Raw genomic sequence first — 20,778 nt, 5'->3', positions numbered from 1 at the left:
CGCGCCCAGAAGTGCGAGCGACATACGTCGCATGCCATTTGCCGATGTCATTCCCGCTCTATCCATAAGTACGGCTTTGACCGAGGCTCAGGCAAGCGCCACGCGCAATTCTTCGCGGAGATCGTTGATGTCTTCGATACCTACCGACAGTCGAATCAAACTGTCGCTGATACCCAGTCGCTTTCGGTTGGCCGGGGGTACGGAAGCGTGAGTCATGATCGCCGGGTGCTCGATCAAGCTCTCAACTCCCCCCAAAGACTCCGCAAGCGCGAACAGGTGACAGCGCTCCAGCATCCGCTTGGCCTTGCGCAGCCCACCCTTCACTTCCATGGAGATGATGCCGCCGAACCCGTCCATCTGGCGCTTGGCCAGCGCATGCTGGGGGTGGCTCTTGAGCCCCGGATAGATGACGCGTTCGACCTGTGGGTGAGCTTCAAGCCAGCGGGCCAGCTCCAGCGCACTTTCGCAATGCGCCTTCATTCTCAGGTGCAAGGTCTTCAAGCCGCGCATCGCGAGAAACGAATCGAACGGGCCACCCACCGCGCCAACCGAGTTCTGCAGGAAACCCATCTGCTCGGCCAGGTGATCGTTGCCGGCCACGACGACGCCGCCCACCATGTCAGAATGACCGTTGAGATACTTGGTGGCAGAGTGCAGAACGAGGTCTGCGCCGAACTCCAACGGCCGCTGCAGCATGGGCGAACAGAATGTATTGTCGACGACCAGAATCAGGCCATGCTTTTTGGCGAACTTTGCGACCTTGGCCAAGTCGACGAGCTTGAGCATGGGATTGGTCGGAGTCTCTGCCCAGATCATCCGGGTGTTCGGCTTAAGGGCAGCCTTGAGCGCCGCCTCGTCGTTCAAGTCGACAAAGCTGAAGTCCAGACCGGCAGAACGGCGACGCACGCGCTCGAATAGACGGTAGGTACCGCCATACAGGTCATCCATGGCAATCACGTGGCTGCCACTGTCCAGCAAGTCCAACGTGGTCGCCGCAGCAGCCAGGCCCGAGCCAAACGCAAAGCCTGCCTTACCCCCTTCAAGGGCTGCCACGCAGCGCTCATAGGCCATGCGCGTAGGATTTTGCGTCCTCGAGTACTCGTAGCCCTTATGCTTGCCCGGGCTTTCCTGGACATACGTCGAGGTAGCGTAGATGGGCGTCATGATCGCGCCGGTACTCGGATCGGGGCTTTGCCCGGCGTGAATTGCCAACGTTCCGAGGCCCATCTTTGATCGCTTGTCACCGGTCTTCATAAGGTCCACGCCCCCTGTAAGGGCTCTCGGGTAGATAAAGGGGAGACATCTTACCCTCTGGTCACCCCAGCCGATACGCCGACCTCGAACGAAGGTTAAACGCAAGGAGGCATAAAACCGGCTTTTCCCCGGGGGGCGTTGCTTGGTCAGGCGGTCGAGAACAGGCATCATTGACCGATGTCTGCAGCCGTATCCCATTGTCCGCCGGCCCATCGGGGAGCCGATAATGAGATTTCATTGATAGGGACTAAATGAATATTTTACAAAGCGAACCGAAAACCATCCTTGTTACTGGCGGTGCAGGCTTTATTGGCGCTAACTTTGTGCTGCAGGCTATTGATGATGGTTTGCGCGTCGTCAATCTGGACAAGCTCACTTACGCCGGCAACTTGGACACGCTGTCTGCTCTCAGCGGAAATGACCGACATATATTTGTGCACGGTGATATCGGTGACCGTGCGCTGGTAGCTCAGCTACTGAAGGATCATCGGCCCTCCGCCATCGTGAATTTCGCGGCGGAATCCCACGTCGATCGGTCCATCGATGGGCCCGCAGCATTTATCGACACCAATGTTGTCGGAACGCTCGCTTTACTCGAAACCTCCCGCGACTACTGGCAGCAGCTCCACGAACAATCAGGGCATGCGTTTCGATTTCTGCATATATCGACTGACGAGGTGTATGGCTCACTCGGCACCGACGGAAAATTTGCCGAAACGACGCCGTATGCGCCGAATTCACCTTATTCGGCATCCAAGGCAGCGTCCGATCACCTTGTCCGTGCGTTTCATCACACTTACGGACTCCCGACACTTACAACCAATTGCTCAAACAATTACGGGCCTTTCCAGTTTCCTGAAAAGCTCATTCCGCTAATTATCCAGAAGGCGTTGCATGGAGCATCGCTACCGGTTTACGGCGATGGACTGAATGTGCGCGATTGGCTGTTTGTGGGCGACCATTGCGCCGCTATTCGACGCGTACTGGAGGCCGGACGCATCGGCGAAACTTACAATGTCGGCGGGAACGCGGAACGCGAGAATATCTCGGTGGTAAAGACCATCTGTGCTTTGCTTGACCAGCGAAAGCCGTTGTCTGATGGCATCAGCCGCGAATCACTCATTACGTTCGTCAGGGACCGTCCTGGCCACGATCGCCGCTACGCGATCGATTCGGGCAAGCTCCAGCGTGAACTGGGCTGGCGCCCTACCCGGACCTTTGAAACGGGCATCACGGAAACAGTGGACTGGTACCTGGCTAACCAGACATGGACGCAGCGAGTCCTGGATGGCAGCTATCGCCTTGAGAGGATGGGGGCATGAGTACGAGGAAGGGCATGATCCTCGCCGGTGGCTCCGGTACGCGGCTGTACCCGATTACGCAGGCTGTGAGCAAGCAGCTGCTACCGGTGTACGACAAACCGATGATTTATTATCCACTCGCCACCCTGATGCTGGCGGGCATCCGCGACATCCTGCTGATCAATACGCCGCATGAGCAGGTCCTGTTCCAACGCCTGCTAGGGGACGGCTCGAAGTGGGGCATCAACATTCAGTATGCCGTGCAGCCCTCACCAGACGGCCTGGCTCAAGCTTTTCTCATTGGTCGCGAATTCATCGCCAGGGCCCCGAGCTGCCTGGTATTGGGTGACAACATTTTCTATGGCGTTGGATTGACTGAGCGCATCAAGCGGGCCTCCTCGCGCGATTCAGGCGCCACTGTATTTGGCTACTGGGTAAAGGACCCAGAGCGTTACGGCGTCGCGGAATTCGACGGCAATGGACGAGTCATCGGGTTGGAAGAAAAGCCGGCCATGCCCAAATCCCACTACGCCGTCACCGGTTTGTACTTCTATGACAACAGGGCGTGCGACTACGCGGCGGAGCTCAAACCCTCGGCACGTGGCGAACTGGAGATCACGGATCTCAATCGCCGTTACCTGCAAGATGGCGATCTGCACTTGGAGCAGCTGGGCCGAGGTTATGCGTGGCTGGATACGGGTACGTATGAATCACTAATGGAGGCCGGCAACTACGTCGAGACCATCGAGAAGCGTCAAGGTCTCAAAGTGTGCTGCCCCGAGGAAGTGGCATTTATCAATGGATGGATTGACCGTGAGCAATTGCAGCGCTTGGCTGCACCTCTGATCAAAAGCAGCTATGGGCAATATCTGAACGACCTGGCAACGCAGGGCTTTGCACAATGAAAGTGAGCTCGACTTCGCTGCCAGGCGTGCAGGTGATCGAACCCAGAGTTTTTGGTGACGCCCGAGGCTACTTTTACGAGAGCTTTCATCAGGCGAAATTTCGCGAGCTCGGCATTGACGCGCGTTTCGTGCAAACCAATGTTTCCCGCTCTGCCCGTGGCGTGTTGCGAGGACTGCATTACCAATGGCCCAACCCACAAGGCAAGCTGGTTAGCGTGCTGGAGGGTGAGGTTTACGATGTTGCTGTAGACATACGCCGCGGGTCACCTACATTTGGCCAGTGGACTGCGGTCATGCTGACTGGCGACAACCACAAGCATTTCTGGATTCCCGAAGGCTACGCGCACGGTTTTTGCGTGCTTTCCGAGGCAGCCCTGTTCACATATCAATGCACTGCACTTTACGAACCCGCTGCCGACCGCGCGATCTGTTGGAATGATGCCGCCATCGGTGTCGACTGGCCCATCAGTGAGCCACTGTTGTCGGACAAGGACCGCAAGGCACCGTTATTGGGCGACATTCCGGCTGAGTTTCTCCCCGGGTTCGCCCCATGAACATTCTGTTGCTCGGCGCCAATGGCCAGCTTGGACGTAGCTTTATTCTGCAAGGCGGACTCGCCGCCACTGGCAATTTGACCAGTGCCAGTCGTGATGGTCGGCGCTTCGATGGCGTCGAAATTGAGGCGATAGACCTGACGGTACCGAGCTCACTTACAGCCGTACTGGACAGGGTGCGACCCGACGTCATTATCAACACCGCCGCGTATACGGCGGTGGACCGCGCAGAAAGCGAGGAAACGCTCGCCCTTCGCGTCAACGGGGAATCCGTCGAGATGTTGGGGCATTGGGCACGACAACACCATGCATTGGTCGTGCATTACTCGACTGATTACGTTTTCGACGGGACTAGTACGCATCCGTACACCGAAGATGTGCCCACCGCGCCCCTGGGTGCCTACGGGCGTAGCAAGCTCGCCGGCGAGGACGCACTGCGCGCCAGCGGTGCGCACCATTTCATTTTCCGCACCGCCTGGGTCTATTCGACGCATGGCCAGAACTTCCTCCGCACCATGAGCCGCCTCGGTGCAGAACGAGAATCGCTGAGCGTTGTCGCAGACCAGTACGGCACGCCCACTTCCACTGATCTAATCGTCAGCGCAACCCTAGCTGCGCTGCAGCAATGGAAAGGCAGCACGGCGGAACAGCGGCCCGCCCTGGAAGGCTTGTATCACCTGGTTGCCAGCGGCGAGACGACCTGGCATGGCTTCGCCACGGCCATTTTTGAACTGGAAAAGTCACTGGGGCTTTCCACCAGGCAACCACATATCCAGGCCATCACAACCACTGAGTTCCCCACACAGGCCAAGCGTCCAGCATATTCCGTGCTTGACAATAGAGCGTTCCAACATCAATTCGCCTTTACACTTCCTTCGTGGCGCGACGGCCTCCAGCTGGTCATGCACGAACTTGCATCCATTGGACAGTGAATACCCATGTTGATCCCTCTTATCCTCAGCGGCGGTAGCGGTACCCGGCTTTGGCCGGTGTCCCGCAAAAACCTGCCCAAACAGTTCCTGTCGTTGACCGGGCAAGGCACCCTGTTCCAGCAGACTGTCGAGCGCACCCGACTACTACCCGAAGTTGCCCCTCCGATCGTGGTGGCCAGCGAAGATCATCGCTTCCTTGCTGCCGAGCAGCTGCTTGAGAGTGGCGTCAGAAACGCCACGATCGTGCTTGAACCGGTGGCTCGCAATACGGCTCCGGCGATTGCGCTTGGGGCACTTCAGGCTATCAAGCGCGATCCGGAAGCGATCCTTTTGGTGCTACCGGCCGACCATCTGATTGGCGACACGGATAGCTTTACCGAGGGCGTAAACATGGCATTGCCGGCGGCGCGCGCCGGCTGGCTGGCAACCTTCGGCATTCGCCCGGATCGGCCTGAGACCGGTTTCGGCTATATCCGCCGTGCCGGAGCGATTGACGGTGGCGCCTATCAGGTCGCGGAGTTTGTCGAAAAGCCAGCGCTGGCAACCGCCGAGACTTATCTCGCTGACGGCGGCTATGACTGGAACTCGGGCATGTTCCTTTTCAAGGCCTCGCGTTATCTCGAGGAACTTGAACTGTATGCGCCGGACATGCTTCAGGCGGTGCGGCACGCCCACGCCTCGGCACAGGCTGACCTTGATTTCGTGCGAATCGATTCGGAAGCCTTTGCCAAGGTTCCTGACAATTCCATCGACTACGTCGTGATGGAGAAGACGCGCCGTGCCGCCGTCATTCCGGTCACTTGCGACTGGAGCGACATCGGGTCCTGGTCCGCACTGTGGCTTGCCGGCGTGCGTGACGCCCAGGGCAACTTGCGTGAAGGCGACACCATCGCGGTCAATACAAGCAATTCCCTTCTGCGCTCCCACGAACGACACCTGCTGGCTACGGTGGGTGTAGACAACCTGATCGTCGTTACGACCCCGGATGCCACGCTGGTTGCGCACCGCGATTCTGCGCAGGACGTCAAGCGGGTAGTGGACGAATTGAAGGCAGCTGGCCGCAGCGAACACTCGTTCCACCGCATCGTGCGCCGCCCGTGGGGCAGCTATGACTCTATCGAATCCGGGGAACGCTTCCAGGTCAAACGCATCGTCGTGAAGCCCGGAGCAGCACTCAGCCTGCAGAAACACCACCACCGGGCTGAGCACTGGATCGTTGTCTCTGGCACTGCAGAAGTCACCTGTGACGACCGCGTGTTTCTGCTCGGCGAAAACCAGAGCACTTATATTCCGCTTGGAAGTGTGCATCGCCTGCGTAACCCCGGAAAAGTGGCGCTGGAACTTATCGAGGTTCAATCAGGCAGCTATCTGGGCGAGGATGACATCGTTCGCTTTGAGGATGTTTACGGGCGGTCCTGACCCCCTTTCATTTCTCGACCGAAAAAAGCCGCGCATGACCTGCGCGGCTTTTTTTGTGGCGCTGGAAGGCTGCTGCACCGCACAGTGACGCGGTGCAGCAAAAGCAAGAACGAAGCGCCATGGGCCCGCTCAGTGCGGGTACAACATGCCAAGAATGACGGCTTTCTAGCGCACCCCTCATCGAGGTCGGCTACGTAGACGTCACGGGTCGGAAAAGCATTCGCCCACTTTCACCGCGGCAGCGCACTCATTCTTCTCGTTGTATCAGATGGATGGCATTACCAGGAGGCAGCCATTGCTTCTGTAAAACCCTGCCATTTGTCCGCCGCACGCGCCGTTTACCGACAAGTGCGCACGGCGTCTCAATTACGTGTACCTTACGCTACGCTGACGTCAACGTACTTCTGGGCTAGGCGTTAATCCTCACTGCGCCAGAACCGCGGGTTTGATTCCACCGCGAGCTCGGCATGGTACATGCCGCAAAAGCGACGACGTCCTCGTAAGCGTTCGCAGAGACCCACTGGGCCTAGAAATGATTCAACAAACAACAAAGCTATTGCACCTGCACGTACCGAAGACCGGGGGAACTGCGCTCCGCCGCTTCTTCGTGGACCAGCTGGGCGAAGAATCAGTAACCCCTGCCCTTCAGGGCATGATGCTGGACGAGGCATTGTTGCAATGGCGTCACGCGGCAGTCATCAGCGGGCATTTCATTGCTCGCCAGGCCGACAAGATCCCGGCGGAACGCATAGCTGTCACGGTACTCAGGAATCCCGTCGACCGCTTTCTTTCCGAATATTTTTATACCAAGTTTGACGTTGATAACTTGCTGGCCGACGCCAGTCGACGTGCAGGTGATCTGGACGCCTATGTTGAGCACCTCTCGCGGTCGACGCCCGATGCGTCCATGGCACAGCTGGAGATGCTCTACCCGCTCGGCACCGACGCACAAACACGCTTGAATGTGGACGAGAAACTGGCGGCATCGATGAAAGCCATTGATCAGTTCCCACTCGTTGGCGTTCAGGAGGACATGGAAGATTTCTGCAGCATGCTCTGCGCCAAATTTCGTTGGCCGTTGGCGTGGGCGGATCAGCTCAATGTCACTTCGCGCCGATTGAAGGCGCACGACCTGACGAACAGTCAGCGTCGCGCCATCGAGAGCTTGCTCGAGCCCGAAATCACCCTTTATTCGTATGCACAAGCCCGTTTCAAGCGCGACCGGCGGGGCTTCATATCGTCTGCAAATAGCGCGGCGGAAACTAAACCCAACCTCGCGGATGCCGCGAACGAGGACAACCAGGAATCCACGCCTTGCTCCTCACCTCCCAAACAGGATTTCGGGGACCAGCGTTGCGTGATCCATGCCGTCGAGGTCCAGGGCCGGGTTTCCGGCCCTGGTCAGGTCATGACTGGCGAAATGATGGACGTACTACTCCACGTAACGGCACACGAGGCACTCGATCAAGTCAGCGCCGGTATTGCCATCAGGGATGAGCTGGGGTCACTAGCCTTCGGCACCAATTCATTGTTGCTCGGTGACCTCTATTCGTTGGCGCCAGGCAAGTACACCATTCGATTCAGCTCGCTCAACCGCCTCGGTCCCGGCGCCTACACCATCGATGCCGCGCTCATGCCCACGAGCTCACATTACGATGGCTGCTACCATTGGCGTCATGCCGCTGCGCGTTTTGATGCGTTGGCTTATGCAACCCAGCATTTCGAAGGTAAGGTCCTCCTCGATATTGACCTTGCCATTGACAACGCCTCGGAAGATGCCGCGTGGTGTCGCAAGCTACCTGTGCTGGAAAACCTTTCCGCCCGCACATTTAATGCGGCTAACAGCAAGGCCCTGACCACGTTTCATTCCTCCCTTGACGTGATGTCTTCCGTTGACTTGGTACCGCATAAGTCAAACATGCTGCTACAAGTCAAAGTGACCAACCGTGGCACGGAGACTTGGCCGTCGGGTGGCCGCTATCCCGTCAAGCTCTCCTATCGCTGGCTCGGCCACGACGGGAATGTGGAAGTCGCAGATGGCATACGCACAGATTTGCCAGGCGACCTCGCCGCGGGCGCCAGTGCGCTCACGTGCCTGCACGTCCAGTTACCCAGCGAACCTGGAAAGTACTACCTTGCAGCCTCACTCGTGCAAGAGCACGTTGCTTGGTTTATCGACCGGGACGATGTCAACGGCCGGATTCTGCCCATCACTGTTGTGTAACGGAGCAATGGGGCAAAGCGGGGCCTGTCACTTAAGCCATTCGCAGGGAACCTGGTGCTCAAGAGCCAGCCAGGTTCGAATTCTTGCGGGGTATGCAAAGCCACGATCCATCGCCTCCGGTATTACGACTGCATGCGTAGCCGTTGGCCATGGACTGCTCCACATCTTTATAGACCCTATCTGAGAACAGATAGATTCCGCCCGGCAGGAGCCGCTCAGCAATTCGGCTGTAGTCGCAGTGGTAGGCAATTTGTTCCGGCGGGTTTCGTGCGGCGTAAAAGTTATTCGTGGGCAGGTTGTGCTGTACCGCAAAGAAGCCGATGGACTCGTAGTTGCGAATCCCCAGTGGCGTGCTGTCGTGATCACACTGCCATCCGGGAAACGCCAGAATCGCTGTGTAATCCCCAGCGGGCACACCGCTCAGAACCTGGGTTTGTCCACTGGCAATGGACATCTTCGTGTTGAACGCGATGGGCTGGATATCAACGATTTGAACGGCCAGTAGCGCCGAAAGAAGTACGGCGCTACGGCGGATACCAAAACGGTTCGCTATCGCCGCCATTCCCAGTACGACCATCCAGAACCCGCCGATCCAGAACAGCCGACCACTAGCTCTGAACCGGCTCAAGATGCCGTCGACAGCGTCAGGAACGGGAAGGTGGAAGCGCAGGTGGCCAAGCGTTGGCGTGGTCGACAGCGCGAGCAAGTATGAAACGGCAATGACGAGTACTGCCCCCAGGTAGGGAAACTTTGACCCTGAGCCCTTCTTGCCCAGGCACGCCGCTATACCGATCGACGCAAGAAGGATCACTCCCAGGCCGAGATAATCAAACCCCTCCAGGTATTGGTACGCGGTCGGGTCGGCGATCTTCAACGGGTTGAGTCGCCCTTGGCCGCCGGAACTGATCGGACCCAATGCGTTCATCGAGAACAGGCCATAGCCGTCGCCTGCCACCCCCGCGCCCCCAAAAAATCCAAATATATACAGGCCAAGGGCAGCAGTCATACCCAGGCTGCAGATGCGTACGGCAGCATCGAGCCATCCGATCCGACGCCACTGGACCGCCACGATCAGCGCGTTACTGAGTGCCACCATGAAGGCCAAGTACACCGTGATGCCTGTTGCCAAGAACATCACGGCGCAATTTGTGGCAATCCAACGTCTGGGCGCCGCTTCCAAGGTCCGCAGGGCGATCCAGATCGAAAGGACCAATACCCATTGGGACGACATTGAAACGTGGTAAGGGAACCTGAAGAAGGTGAAGGGCATCGTGGCAATGAGCAGGCCACCCATCGCGCTGCTATACGTGCGCCATCTGGATTCCTCTGCACCGGCCAAGCGCAAAGCTTGGTCAGTGGCCAAATAGCCGAATAGGCCTTGGAGCATCAAACAGGCGAGGAAGTAATAACCCATGAACTGCGTACTGCCCGGCAACAGGCCGGCAATGGGCTTCGACAGCAGCAGCAAGATCGGCAAGGGATCGAACAGGGAAATGCTCATCGGCAGCGGATAGCTCATCCGGTCTGTCGAAAGCCAATGCGTGTGAGGATCGGCTAAAAATTGAGCCCAGGCGATATAGAAATCAGCCAAGTCACCCCAGAGCCAATGAGTGTTATGGATATCGAGTGGGGCCGGACCAAGGACATAGCGACCCCATACCGCAGACAGAATGGCGACGAGCACCCATGCTATGAGGTGGGATTGCCCTTGGCGCCCCCGAGAGATGTTAGACGGACCCAATGGCATCCTCTCCTGAATCTTGTGAGATCAGTGTAGCGGCCTAAACTCGAGACTCAAGCTTGGGGGAGAGGACGTCGCCCGCGCTAAATCCCCCAACGCCTTCTGTCATTGAGGCGAGGATTGGGATAAGCCGGCCCCCTTCAAGTGCTAGCTCTTCAAGTCGCCTTCGACATTCCAGCCGATGCTCGCCTCACGTTGCCTAGGCACTCGTTGCGCGCCCGACCTGGGACCACCGTGCGATCGACTGAGACCTTCCAGATGCGCGCAGCCGAGCGGGTGCTCGCCAGGTAGCGAGATGGCGAGCCAATGCCCCAACACGGTAGAACCTCAACCCAGCGAGGTCCTTGGACTAACTATTCCCAATCGCCAACGGCTTGGTCAATGACAAAAGATAGCCCAAATCCATTATAGAGATTTCAAAGGGTTACGCATCATCCAGCCAGCCGCATTGCTGCGAAATTAGTTCAAAAGTTCCTCCAAAGATCTCCTCACGTCTCGCGCGTTGAGAATAGTTGGCACAACGCCGTTCCATTGAGTATCCGGGGTCGAACTCACCTGTCGATCGTACAGCGACGAGCAGGACGTTGCGTCTCAACCCTCGATAGGGACCTGTGATCAGCTATGCGTGCCAAAGCGAGCTGGCTATGCACCTGGCAGTGAACCGAACTCCTCCAAGTCTTGAAGGCAGTTGACCACTTGCCAATGTTACGCTTCGCGACGACTCAGAATGCTATCGGTGCCGCTCCCGCGCAACGCAAGGCGAATGCCCTCGGATCATCCAAAACAGCCCGTAATGCGGCGACCTCAGCCGGACCGAAGCCGTTAGGTGTCACCAACACTGGCGCCCCATCCTGATATAGATGTGCTGCGTCATCTAGGGCGATCCAAGGCACGCCAGTTGTCCCATGGACCTCAAGCCATTCCACAATTTCTCTCTGTCTCGTCCCATGATCCGTCTCGCCAGCAGCCTGGGCGATATCCGGGGTCACGCCTACGATTCGCGTACGCAAGTCCGAACTGAATAAAGCCCGCAATTCGCTGAGTGACCTCGTGTGTCGCCACGATGAAACAACGACGACGTCCACGCGAGGATAGTCCCGCAGGACCTCTTCAAGTGCCTGTAAATGGATGAAGTAGGAACCTGCTTCACTTTCAAGAGGATGAAGCACGCCATCGAAATCGAGCATGAGATAACAGTGCCTGCGCTCTTCGCGCAGTGTCTCGAGGAACCTGTTCCAATCCCTGACGGGAAGCCCCGCTTCCGTGACGGTACCCCCCCGCATCAAAGTGCGGACCGCCTCCCTCAGCTGAGGAACCTCTTTTTCAGCAGCCGACTTCAAATCCTTAAGCGACACCATTCCGTCAACTATCGGAATGATCCGTGTCAAAAGATCAGGATCGACATCTAGCCATGACTTGTTCTCACTGGTTGCCATCGGCATATATCACCTCGGTTTCACCGGAGCACTCGTGCGTCGCCGCTTATTTGGAGAATCATAGGTCTCGAAAACGCCTAACCATGCTCTATAGGTCGGTTCTCAATCAACGCCGCGGCAATGACTTCTGAAAGGTCACCGGCCAGTTCATCTTGCGGGCGCTTTCCTCCCAGATAGCTATTAGCTGAAGCAAACCAGATGGCCAGGCGCCAGCCGGCGGCTGCGGCCCCGAATGCCCCAATCACCTTGTCTAGACCCTCAAGGGGGAGGCCAGTTTCCACGTCGAACAAATAGGACGGATACAGGTCCGTACGACCTACGCTAACGCTAAAAATTTTCCCGTCGGCCTCCCACAACTCTGGAACGGGCATAGCCCCCCTTACCTCCACGTGGGCCCAGTCTGCGCGTTGGAACCATTGAGTGCTTTGGAGGGCCGCTCTATAGGCCGATGGAAGCAAAACCAGCTCTTTCTCGTCCATGGTCCGAAACTCTAGCGTGACGGTCAGGCAAACTAATTCATACCGCTAGTTTGCCGAAAGACGCGCGCACCGCTTGAGACGACGACGTTCGCTTCGGGTCGGAAGCGGACAGGTTAGACGACCCGTTCCTGAGCAATTCACTCGGTCACCGCGTGTTCGACCTGAAGCGTGGCCTTCGCGCCATCGGCCTTGGTTGTGGCGACAACGCGATCGCCGCCCGCATCGAGGAAGCCTTCAAAGACAAAAGCCGCAGTAGCCTTCGTTGAAACATCCAACGCCATGCCCCAGCCTGTAGGCATGGCGCTTTCACCAGGCAGAACTGTAACCGGGAAGGCTCACGGCCGGTGGCGCATGTCCTCCAAGACCGCACTTAGGTCCACTGGCGCCGCGTCGCTCTTGTGGTGGTCGCGCAAGTAGCGCTTGATTTGGGCATCGGTACGAACCCCAAACTGGCCATCTTCGGGTCCAACCGGGTAACCATGTCCATTGAGGTAATGCTGGATGCTGCGATAAATCTTCGCTGGCTCTTCAGGCTGAAGCGTCGCCGTAGAGGCGGCTGCCGGCGAAGATACGATGTGACCAGGCACCCGCGAAGCCACGATATTCGCGATGGAGTCTGCCGGCGGCATGCCCAGGTATTTGGCTGAGAGTCCGTACAGCAGGCCGGGCACGGCGGCTAAGAGGACGAAGCCCATCGCTGGGCCCAGTGGCTCCCAGTTGCGGCCTTTCTGGCGGTACGCCTTGGGTACGCGTAGGCGCCGCAATGCGCTGATCACGGTACTCAGCAACCAAGCACCAGGGGAGACCAGCAGCAACCCGATACAGCCGGCTGCCAAAGTTCCCGCAAACCCTAATAGGCCATCCCACCAATCTCGTGCATGTGGCACGCCCGTGGCGGTCATGAGCATTACCCAGAAGACTGGAGAGGCCGTAACGAGCGTCCATGCCATCATCGAATACGGCGGAGACACTTGGTCGAGGCTAGCCCTGATTACCGCCCCCAGTTGAGTGGCCGCGCCATTGGAAATAAAACCCTGCATGGCTTCGCTGACGGCGTTGGCGGCGACGTCTCTCGCAGTTCTGGTGGAGGCTGCTACCTTCTGCGTTGCCAGATCAAGCGCCGGGAGGCTTCGGTAGGCGTGAAAGAGCTGGCGGGCCTCACGTGCTCCGACAACTAATTTGTTCCCCTTCCATGGACGACCGTGCGCGTGAGCGATTTCGGCAGAAAGCAGGTAATCGAAGATGGGGGGGCAACACATGGGCGTCGGCTTCGGCCCCACCGCCGGCACCATCCACGACTGACCGCGCAGATTAACGTCCTGCTCAATGACATCTGCGTGCCCGCGATAGCGGGCCACCCAACGGTCGTCATTATCGTAGGCCGTTTCCAGCAACGTCATCGACGGCACAAAGTCCAACGCTCGGCTGGCTCCCCGTTTCGCCACGAACTCCTGAACAAGCGCATGCGATAGCCCGCCATCCGCACGCACCCACCAACGAGGCCGAGCAAGTGCCCGCGTTTCTACAATGTCGGTGAAACACCCATGGCCCGAGCAGTTTCCGCAGCGCTGGCGCCCGGAGCCGTTGCAGGAATGGCACGTCGTGTACCCGGTAGCAGAGCAGTTATGGCACGGCTGGCGCACCTGGAAAGTTTCAAAATCATGATAGCTACCGTTCCACCGCGTCCTTTGGCGGCTCACCATCTGATGGCCTGTCGAATGGCAGTGATAGCACATGAGCTTTCTGGCACCACGGCAGCCGCCGCAGACCACCGTTCCGTGGCCGCTGCAGCTTGTGCAGTCGCGATGTACAGATGCGGCGTTGTAATTCCAGACCACGTGCTCGTGGCTTGAATGTTGAAGCGAGCTGGCGCCACCAGCCTGAATCGATTGCGTAAATGCGGCGCGAATATTTCGATTATTGGCTGCGTCGGACGTTAGCGCCTTTAGGTGCGCCTCAAACCCAACCCCATCAAAACCGAAGTGACTGGCCGCGGCACATTTGCCGTACTCACTGCGGGAGTTCGTGTCATGCCCAAATTGCCAGGTTACCCACGCGTCAAGCGAAAGGCTCTCCTGGCGACAGCCAGTTGCTTGAATCTCGCTCGCGCGCGCATGGTTTCCGTCTACCAGCCTGCAGAGGCTTTCCATCAATCGCTGTGACTGCGCGTTTCCTACGCTATGTGGCACGCCACTATCCTCTAGTTGATTGCTCCGAGCGTCCACACCCGACCTGCATCGGAGCCGAAAAAGATCTGGTTTCCAGTCGAACGAAAGAGCCTGTTCGCACATACGTACTCGGACTGCTCAATTTCGGACTCATACCTGATCTCTGTAAACCGCAACATGATCAAAGCGAAGATCCAGCTCAGGGCCAGGGCTGCACGAAGTACGAACGACATTCGGTCCCCGATCGCTACCCCGACGCATCTTGGCCAGCTACCGCTCGAGGTCGGAAGCGGTCCTCAACTCGAGAGTACAAGGCCAAATAGATCCATGGCGTCGGAGTTCATTCGTGTCATTTTCCGCAACCGATCGCCGCGCGTAACGGCGTTCAATGGTTAGCGCCATTGTCTGTGTCGGCGCCGCGCTTGGTAGTTTCGGGCGGGTCGCACTTCACTGGTTCGATGTCATAGCGAAGGTTCACGGATGAGCACGCTCCTTGGGTCGCAAGCGAATGTGATGATTGCCAACTGCTCGGCATCCACTGTTCCGAGCTGCGTTCCCCGAGGTCACCTCGACTACCAGATGACGTGCCCACTCGGGCATGCGCCTGCAACATCCACATGGGAAGAAGGCGGACACCTCGCGCACCGTTGATCAAGTGCACTGAAACGCCCCCCATCCATGGCGTACTAAGAATTCGGACTGGGCCCGCGCCCGGGAGATTCTGACCGGGCTTATCGGTTGGCATCAATCATCCGCGGGCATTCGCAACATTCAGCACCCACCCGAATCCCAGACGAATTCGCCTGAAAATGGATCGATCTTTCGCTTTGCCTGGAAGTGAATCTGCTTGCCGTCCGAGTAGGTGCGATAGCAGCTGCCGTTGTTGCAGAGCGTATTGCACGTAACGTATCCCGGCCTCGACGCAGGCCGAGCTGGCCAAGGGCTCTGCGACCGCGCCTCGCTGGCCGCGGCCGGTGACGCATTTGCCAACTGCTTCGATGCCACGTAACCAAGCTTGTGACCAGGGTCCGCGTAGACCATGGTCCAACCGGATTCATCATTGCTCAACGGATAAACGCGAGATCCTTGTGATAGCGCCGCCAATATTTTGGAGCTGCTTGACGCGCTTGACATGAGATTTGCCTTCGCCCCGGAAACGACACTGGCGCGCCGTTCGGGAAGCATTTTTGGCAGATTGCCGATAGCGTAGGCATTACCATTTTGAGCTGCCTTTGCAGCCCAATAGACCGCGTCGCCACCATTGGCCTCAACGCCCTCACCTTTCCAATACGCCACCGACAGGCTGTTCTGTGCCTCGGCATAGCCAAGTTCCGCGGACTTTCTAAACCAAGCCACCGCCTCCTTGGATTTCTTCGGCTCTGCGCTTTGCATCAGCATGCCCATGGAAAACATACCTAGGGCCGAACCGGCATCAGCCGCTTTGGAACTATAGAAGACGGCTTTGTCACGGTCTTTGCTTACGCCGACGCCCTCGCCATACACGTAGCCGAGCTCCTCCATAGCTTTGACAGAACCTTGGTCTGCCGCCGCGAGAAGCAACACCAACCCGCGTTTGGCATCCTTTGGCACGCCGTCGCCGTCGCCGTCGCCTTCGACCAGCAACCAGCCCAACGCGTACTGAGCGTCCACCTGGTTCAGATTGCTTGCTCGCTGATACCACTCAACTGCAACGCGAAGATCTTTTGGCATGCCATACCCGTTATAGGCCAGCTGCCCCATCTGGTACATAGCCAGCGCAATTCCGCCGGCTGCACCTTGCTCATACCAATATCTGGCCTTTTGATAGTCCTTCGGAACACCTTGCCCGGCCTCGTACAGCAATCCGTAAAGCGTCTGGGCCTGATTCTGCCCACTCTCGGCCGCCGACTTGGTCAAAAAGATAGCCTTAGCCGGCACTGATTGATCGCCGCTCTCATTGATTAATATTTTCGCCAGCGCGTATTGAGCGGTGGCATTCCCCTGATCGGCAGCTTTGGAATACCAAAGCTTGGCTTGGGCAGGTTCTTTGGGTGTACCTTGTCCATCCTGATAGGCGGTAGCTACGAACAGCTGCGCGGGCACGCTTCCCTGAGTCGCTGCGCGACTCATCCACAGAAACGCCATCGCAGAATCTTTCTTTGCTCCAAGCTCACCCTTGGCATAAGCCATGCCAAGCTCGCTTTGAGCCGAAACGTCGCCGCGCTCCGCCCGCCCTTTTAGCTCCTCGATCCTCGCGACGGCATCGTTGTATTTTTCCTGGAAATCCAGGGCACCAAAGTAGGCAGCGACCTGTTCATTGAGTGCGGTAATGAGTGCGTCGTTCCGCTCCTTTCCCTTCATCTTCTCCGCTGCCAACACTTTGGGAGACCACTGAATCTTGTCTCCCTCATCCGCTTTAAACAAATCGAGCGAAGAGTTCAGTTTCTTATCCAGATTCTTGCCGTCGTCCACCATCACCGCGAGGCAGTACTCTTGAATCCACTTCTTCTGGGAAGCGAGCGCATCGCAAGACGCTTTTGCGCAGACCGTATCGCGATCCTTACGGCACTTTGCCGCCGTTATCCATGCCTCTCCGCTCAAATGCTGCGGGGCGCTATCGGCGGCGTCATTTGCACGGGCGTTAGCCATTCCGAGGGCTATCACTCCGGCGACGATCGGTGTTGTCCATTTTGACAGCACTGTCTGCTTCCTTTTCGTCAGGTCACGAATCAGGGCCTGGTTAGCCCGTTCGCCTCTGAGGTCGGCAGCTTTCGAAGAAACTTGAGTTGCCCTGCAACGACGCAGGCACCTCTCTCCGGCAAATTGTGCGTCCATGACGACCATGCACGTTCCGGCCCATCGCGCACGATCTTTGCGGAACAGGACCTCAATAGGCTCAGATAGATCGTCCCGCATCAAATCGCCAAAATGGGCACCCGCTCGTGGCAGCAATGGCGGCAATGGACAGGGCGATAGTGCGGAGTTGTATGGGTCCACTTTGTGACATAAGGGGCGCGCCACCAACGACTCTGTATCGGCAAACCTCGCCCAATCTTGAGTCGCTACGCAATGAGCGCAAGGTAATTTTGAACCGCCTGTCCTCCGGCTATGATGAGCAGCTGGTCACGGCCAGCAAGTACAAATTACGGAGAAACAGGGGAATCATGGTGATGAAGAAGACTGCTGCAATTGCGGCAACGATGCTCTGTGCATGGATCTCGCTCCATGCACCTCAGGCGCACTCTCAGACGACAGGCGACGTGATCCACAGCATGACCAACGATGAGATGTGTCGGCTGGCGGAGAATCCCTCAAAGTTTCTGCAGAAGCAGTTCTCGCCCGAGGATCAACAAAACCTGCAGCGTGCCGCAATAGATTCGCTACAAGCTCGCGAGAGCGTACAGCGTAGCCATGCCGCGCAACCCTTTGCTCAACGCATTGGTGCGATTGACGAACGCGAGTTGGTATCGATCGTTATGCGGCAACCCCCGGTAGTGGTCGACGGACTCTACAGTGCAGCCAAAACTGTCGATGAAAATGAAACAGTAAGCCTGACCGATGATTACATCCGCCAACAGCGTTACAACAACCTGATGTCTGCACGCATTGCTGCCGCAGCCCATATCATTGAGGCGCATTACGCAGACCATGAAGACGCCTATTACGTTCTTCTCAAAGCCCTCGGGTATCGCGAGTCTCCGGATTTCCTAATTCACTGTTCGGTGTTGCACCATTAATCGCCAGTGATAGCGCCGATGAATGATTGTACCGATCTGACGGACACTCGCCGTACAAAGCTTCCTTAGTGATTGTTTTGAAACCCTAGGCTCCTCGGTAGCTTCCACTCGAAGATTTGCTCTCGCCCCGGGCTCAGCAAGATGATGGACCCGGGGCGAACTCACTTTGGTGTTGATTTACCTGGCACTGCTCAAGCCGATGCTCGTGACACGTCCTTGGTGTCGCCCGCCTGACTTAGCCTTGATAACTGTGCCTAATCACCCTGCCTCGTGGCCGTCACGGGCTGTCCTATGCGGGCTTCGCTTATGTCAGCTTTGGGTCGGAAGCGGACCTTATCTTAACCATTCGGCTAACGCGTCAAACGAGTAATGATCGAATCGCTCCTCGCTTCTGGAGCATCACTCGGGAAATGGACCGTCTACCCCAAGGTAGCGCGAGCGGCCAAAGCCGCGGTCACTCATGTCCGGATTGAACAAAAAAGCCGGCGCTATCAGGCAAGACCCGTTCGGCAGCCAGGATAACCATGGCGCTGCGGTGTCCGCCAAAGGCAGCCAACGCCCTGACGACGATCACCGCGCGCCATGCCAAGGGAGAACCAGGGTCTCCTCTCAAGGGCCACGTACGAACAGCGCTGTGGCGCCGTTGGCCGTACGCACTCTGTCGCGCTGCAGGAGCCTCACCCATGAATTTCAGCAAGTACGTGATGGCCGCCGTTGTCGGCGGCGCGATGCTCACCGGCGGCACGTCGGCATTCGCAGCCGACACCAAACCTTCAATCGTGCTGGTGCACGGCGGCTTCGTGGATGGATCGGGTTGGGAGGGTGTTTACAACCTCCTGAAGCAGGACGGTTACGACGTATCCATCGTGCAGAACCCGACCACGTCACTGGCTGATGATGTCGCCTTCACCAAGCGCATACTTGAGCAGAAGGATGGCCCCGTGGTGCTCGTCGGTCACTCCTACGGCGGCGCGGTGATAACCGAATCGGGCAATGCGCCGAACGTGAAGGCACTGGTCTATATCACCGCCTTCGCGCCGGATACGGGCGAATCCGTGGAGACCATCATCAAGAGCGCTCCCCCGGATGCACCTCAACCACCGATTCTCCCTCCCAAGGACGGCTTCCTGATGCTGGACAGCGGCAAGTTCGCCGCCTCTTTCGCCGGCGACCTGCCGCCGAGGAAGGCGAATTTCATGGCTAATTCGCAGGTGCCATGGGGCGTGAACGCGCTGTCGGGCACCATCACGCAAGCCGCGTGGAAGAGCAAGCCCAGTTGGTATCTCGTGGTGAAGGACGACCATATGATCCCGGTCGGCGCACAACGCAACATGGCCAAGCGTGCGAATGCGACGGTGACGGAGGTACCGGGTAGCCACGCTATCTATGTGTCGAACCCGAAGGCGGTCGCCGCGATCATCGAGGAAGCCGCGAAAAAGGTGGCCATGCAATCCAGCGTAGCCAAGCAGTAAGGGCCACCATCCTGCAACGAAAGGCCCCGCCGCGCGGGGCCTTTTTACGAGAGAGCATCACAGGAAGACCCTACTTGTCGCCGACGTGAACTCGTCGCCACGTGCCAGGAGGAACCCCGACATGCGCGCGAAAGACCCGCGTAAAGTGGCTCTGGTCAGCGAAGCCACACGCCAGCGCAATGTCAGGCAGTGACATGCCACGCCGTGCCAGCAGATGACAGGCCGATTCGATCCTTCGTTTCAGGAGATATCGGTGTGGAGGCATGCCGACCGACTGATGAAACGCACGGGCAAAATGCCGTACCGACAAACCACATTCCATGGCCAGGTTACTCATGGAAATGTCGCCGGCAAGGGATGCATCAAGGAGCTCTAGCGCCCTGCGCACCTGCCACCCCGCCAAGCCGCCAGGCCTGAGCGCAGACCGATCAAACGCGCCGCCATAACGCTGTGCGATGTGAGCAGTGATGGCCAGTGCCATGTAGCTGACCATGAGCGAGTTGGCCTCTGCGGGTCGCAACACCATCGGCTGAAGTGCGAGCATCAAGTTGCGCAGCACGGTATCGCGAAGGCTTTGGCTTGGCTTGAGCTGCAGCGCATCGATGCGAGGCGCTCGCATTTCCTCTGCGGCAGCGCTGATGGCATCGAGTGGAAGGCGGATATGCAGGATATGGAACGGGTCGCGTATCACGGCAACCGCACTTCGTCGAAGATCGTGGATTTGGATCAGTCCAGCGCTGGTGTCGACACCATCGACATGTCGGCCATCGGCGAAGTACTCCACGCGAGGGCAGTCGATCATCCTGAGCTGGATGAGAAAGGCATCCGCGCAGGGAACGGGGGCCGTTAGCTCGCGGCCCGTTGAATCCATGACCTCGGTAAACGTCATTGCCGACCGTTGAAACGATCGAAGTACCAGCCCAGGCGCGTCGGGCAAGCGAAACTCCTGCATAGGCCCTCCGTCAGGTGGGGTGGGACCGGCTGTCTCGACTACCCGAACAATGATAGATCGCTCCATACAACGGTCAATCCCACCGAGGCATGGCACAAACCGTCCAAGGCCGTCCGAAACCTGCCATACGGAGCAGGGCCGCTGATGGAAGCTGGGCTCACACCAGGCAGGCGGGGCAACTCGTGACCTCAGGTCGATCTGTGGAGCCACCGGGCGCATCCGGCC

At 58.0% G+C, this 20,778-nt stretch carries 16 protein-coding genes; 8 read left to right on the top strand and 8 right to left on the bottom strand.

Annotation, left to right across the window (positions count from 1 at the left end):
• Window positions 1-87 precede the first annotated feature (87 nt).
• Window positions 88-1,254 carry a trans-sulfuration enzyme family protein gene (locus tag AC0GUR_RS14575; protein WP_472878311.1) on the bottom strand — a complete coding sequence of 389 codons (1,167 nt, stop codon included), beginning with the start codon at window positions 1,252-1,254 and terminating at the stop codon, window positions 88-90.
• A 251-nt stretch (window positions 1,255-1,505) separates the two neighbouring features.
• Here AC0GUR_RS14575 and rfbB point away from each other — a divergent pair, with 251 nt between their 5' ends.
• The 6 genes from rfbB to AC0GUR_RS14545 all read left to right on the top strand — a co-directional run bounded on the left by rfbB (window position 1,506) and on the right by AC0GUR_RS14545 (window position 8,589).
• Window positions 1,506-2,576 carry a dTDP-glucose 4,6-dehydratase gene (gene rfbB / locus AC0GUR_RS14570; protein WP_472878217.1) on the top strand — a complete coding sequence of 357 codons (1,071 nt, stop codon included), beginning with the start codon at window positions 1,506-1,508 and terminating at the stop codon, window positions 2,574-2,576.
• Window positions 2,573-3,460 (top strand): glucose-1-phosphate thymidylyltransferase RfbA, encoded by an 888-nt coding sequence (rfbA, locus tag AC0GUR_RS14565; RefSeq protein ID WP_472878216.1) that lies wholly within the window; start codon window positions 2,573-2,575, stop codon window positions 3,458-3,460. Before rfbB ends, rfbA begins: the two co-directional genes overlap by 4 nt.
• Complete coding sequence (gene rfbC / locus AC0GUR_RS14560; RefSeq protein ID WP_472878215.1) at window positions 3,457-4,014, top strand: dTDP-4-dehydrorhamnose 3,5-epimerase; 558 nt, start codon at window positions 3,457-3,459, stop codon at window positions 4,012-4,014. The genes rfbA and rfbC overlap by 4 nt, the downstream gene beginning before the upstream one ends.
• Window positions 4,011-4,946 (top strand): dTDP-4-dehydrorhamnose reductase, encoded by a 936-nt coding sequence (gene rfbD / locus AC0GUR_RS14555; RefSeq protein WP_472878214.1) that lies wholly within the window; start codon window positions 4,011-4,013, stop codon window positions 4,944-4,946. The genes rfbC and rfbD overlap by 4 nt, the downstream gene beginning before the upstream one ends.
• Window positions 4,947-4,952: 6 nt before the next feature.
• Window positions 4,953-6,365 carry a mannose-1-phosphate guanylyltransferase/mannose-6-phosphate isomerase gene (locus tag AC0GUR_RS14550; protein ID WP_472878213.1) on the top strand — a complete coding sequence of 471 codons (1,413 nt, stop codon included), beginning with the start codon at window positions 4,953-4,955 and terminating at the stop codon, window positions 6,363-6,365.
• Between the two features lie 532 nt (window positions 6,366-6,897).
• Window positions 6,898-8,589 (top strand): Wzt carbohydrate-binding domain-containing protein, encoded by a 1,692-nt coding sequence (locus AC0GUR_RS14545; protein WP_472878212.1) that lies wholly within the window; start codon window positions 6,898-6,900, stop codon window positions 8,587-8,589.
• Window positions 8,590-8,647: 58 nt separating this feature from the next.
• On the opposite strand, the gene AC0GUR_RS14540 is transcribed toward AC0GUR_RS14545, so the two are convergent.
• From AC0GUR_RS14540 to AC0GUR_RS14515, 6 genes are all read right to left on the bottom strand, one after another.
• Window positions 8,648-10,336, bottom strand: a complete 1,689-nt coding sequence (locus AC0GUR_RS14540; RefSeq protein WP_472878211.1) for a DUF6311 domain-containing protein — start codon at window positions 10,334-10,336, stop codon at window positions 8,648-8,650.
• Window positions 10,337-11,052: 716 nt separating this feature from the next.
• Entirely contained in the window at window positions 11,053-11,766 is a 714-nt protein-coding gene (locus AC0GUR_RS14535; RefSeq protein WP_472878210.1) for an HAD domain-containing protein, read from the bottom strand.
• A gap of 77 nt (window positions 11,767-11,843) precedes the next feature.
• Window positions 11,844-12,245 (bottom strand): hypothetical protein, encoded by a 402-nt coding sequence (locus AC0GUR_RS14530; RefSeq protein WP_472878209.1) that lies wholly within the window; start codon window positions 12,243-12,245, stop codon window positions 11,844-11,846.
• 137 nt (window positions 12,246-12,382) lie between these two features.
• Window positions 12,383-12,526 carry a hypothetical protein gene (locus AC0GUR_RS14525; RefSeq protein ID WP_472878208.1) on the bottom strand — a complete coding sequence of 48 codons (144 nt, stop codon included), beginning with the start codon at window positions 12,524-12,526 and terminating at the stop codon, window positions 12,383-12,385.
• Window positions 12,527-12,580: 54 nt separating this feature from the next.
• On the bottom strand, window positions 12,581-13,645 hold the full coding sequence (locus tag AC0GUR_RS14520) for a peptidoglycan-binding domain-containing protein (RefSeq protein WP_472878207.1): 1,065 nt from the start codon (window positions 13,643-13,645) through the stop codon (window positions 12,581-12,583).
• A 1,539-nt stretch (window positions 13,646-15,184) separates the two neighbouring features.
• Complete coding sequence (locus AC0GUR_RS14515) at window positions 15,185-17,236, bottom strand: SEL1-like repeat protein (RefSeq protein WP_472878206.1); 2,052 nt, start codon at window positions 17,234-17,236, stop codon at window positions 15,185-15,187.
• Window positions 17,237-17,478: 242 nt separating this feature from the next.
• Between AC0GUR_RS14515 and AC0GUR_RS14510 the strand changes: the two genes are divergently transcribed.
• Together AC0GUR_RS14510 and AC0GUR_RS14505 are read left to right on the top strand one after the other, a co-directional pair.
• On the top strand, window positions 17,479-18,129 hold the full coding sequence (locus AC0GUR_RS14510) for a hypothetical protein (protein ID WP_472878205.1): 651 nt from the start codon (window positions 17,479-17,481) through the stop codon (window positions 18,127-18,129).
• A gap of 683 nt (window positions 18,130-18,812) precedes the next feature.
• Entirely contained in the window at window positions 18,813-19,601 is a 789-nt protein-coding gene (locus AC0GUR_RS14505) for an alpha/beta hydrolase (protein ID WP_472878204.1), read from the top strand.
• A gap of 70 nt (window positions 19,602-19,671) precedes the next feature.
• Here AC0GUR_RS14505 and AC0GUR_RS14500 read toward each other — a convergent pair whose 3' ends face one another.
• Window positions 19,672-20,553, bottom strand: a complete 882-nt coding sequence (locus AC0GUR_RS14500) for an AraC family transcriptional regulator (RefSeq protein WP_472878203.1) — start codon at window positions 20,551-20,553, stop codon at window positions 19,672-19,674.
• Window positions 20,554-20,778: the final 225 nt, after the last annotated feature.

It is taken from the genome of Dyella sp. PARNA 12/25 (genome assembly GCF_055702865.1).
This window is presented reverse-complemented; position numbering and strand designations above follow the sequence as displayed.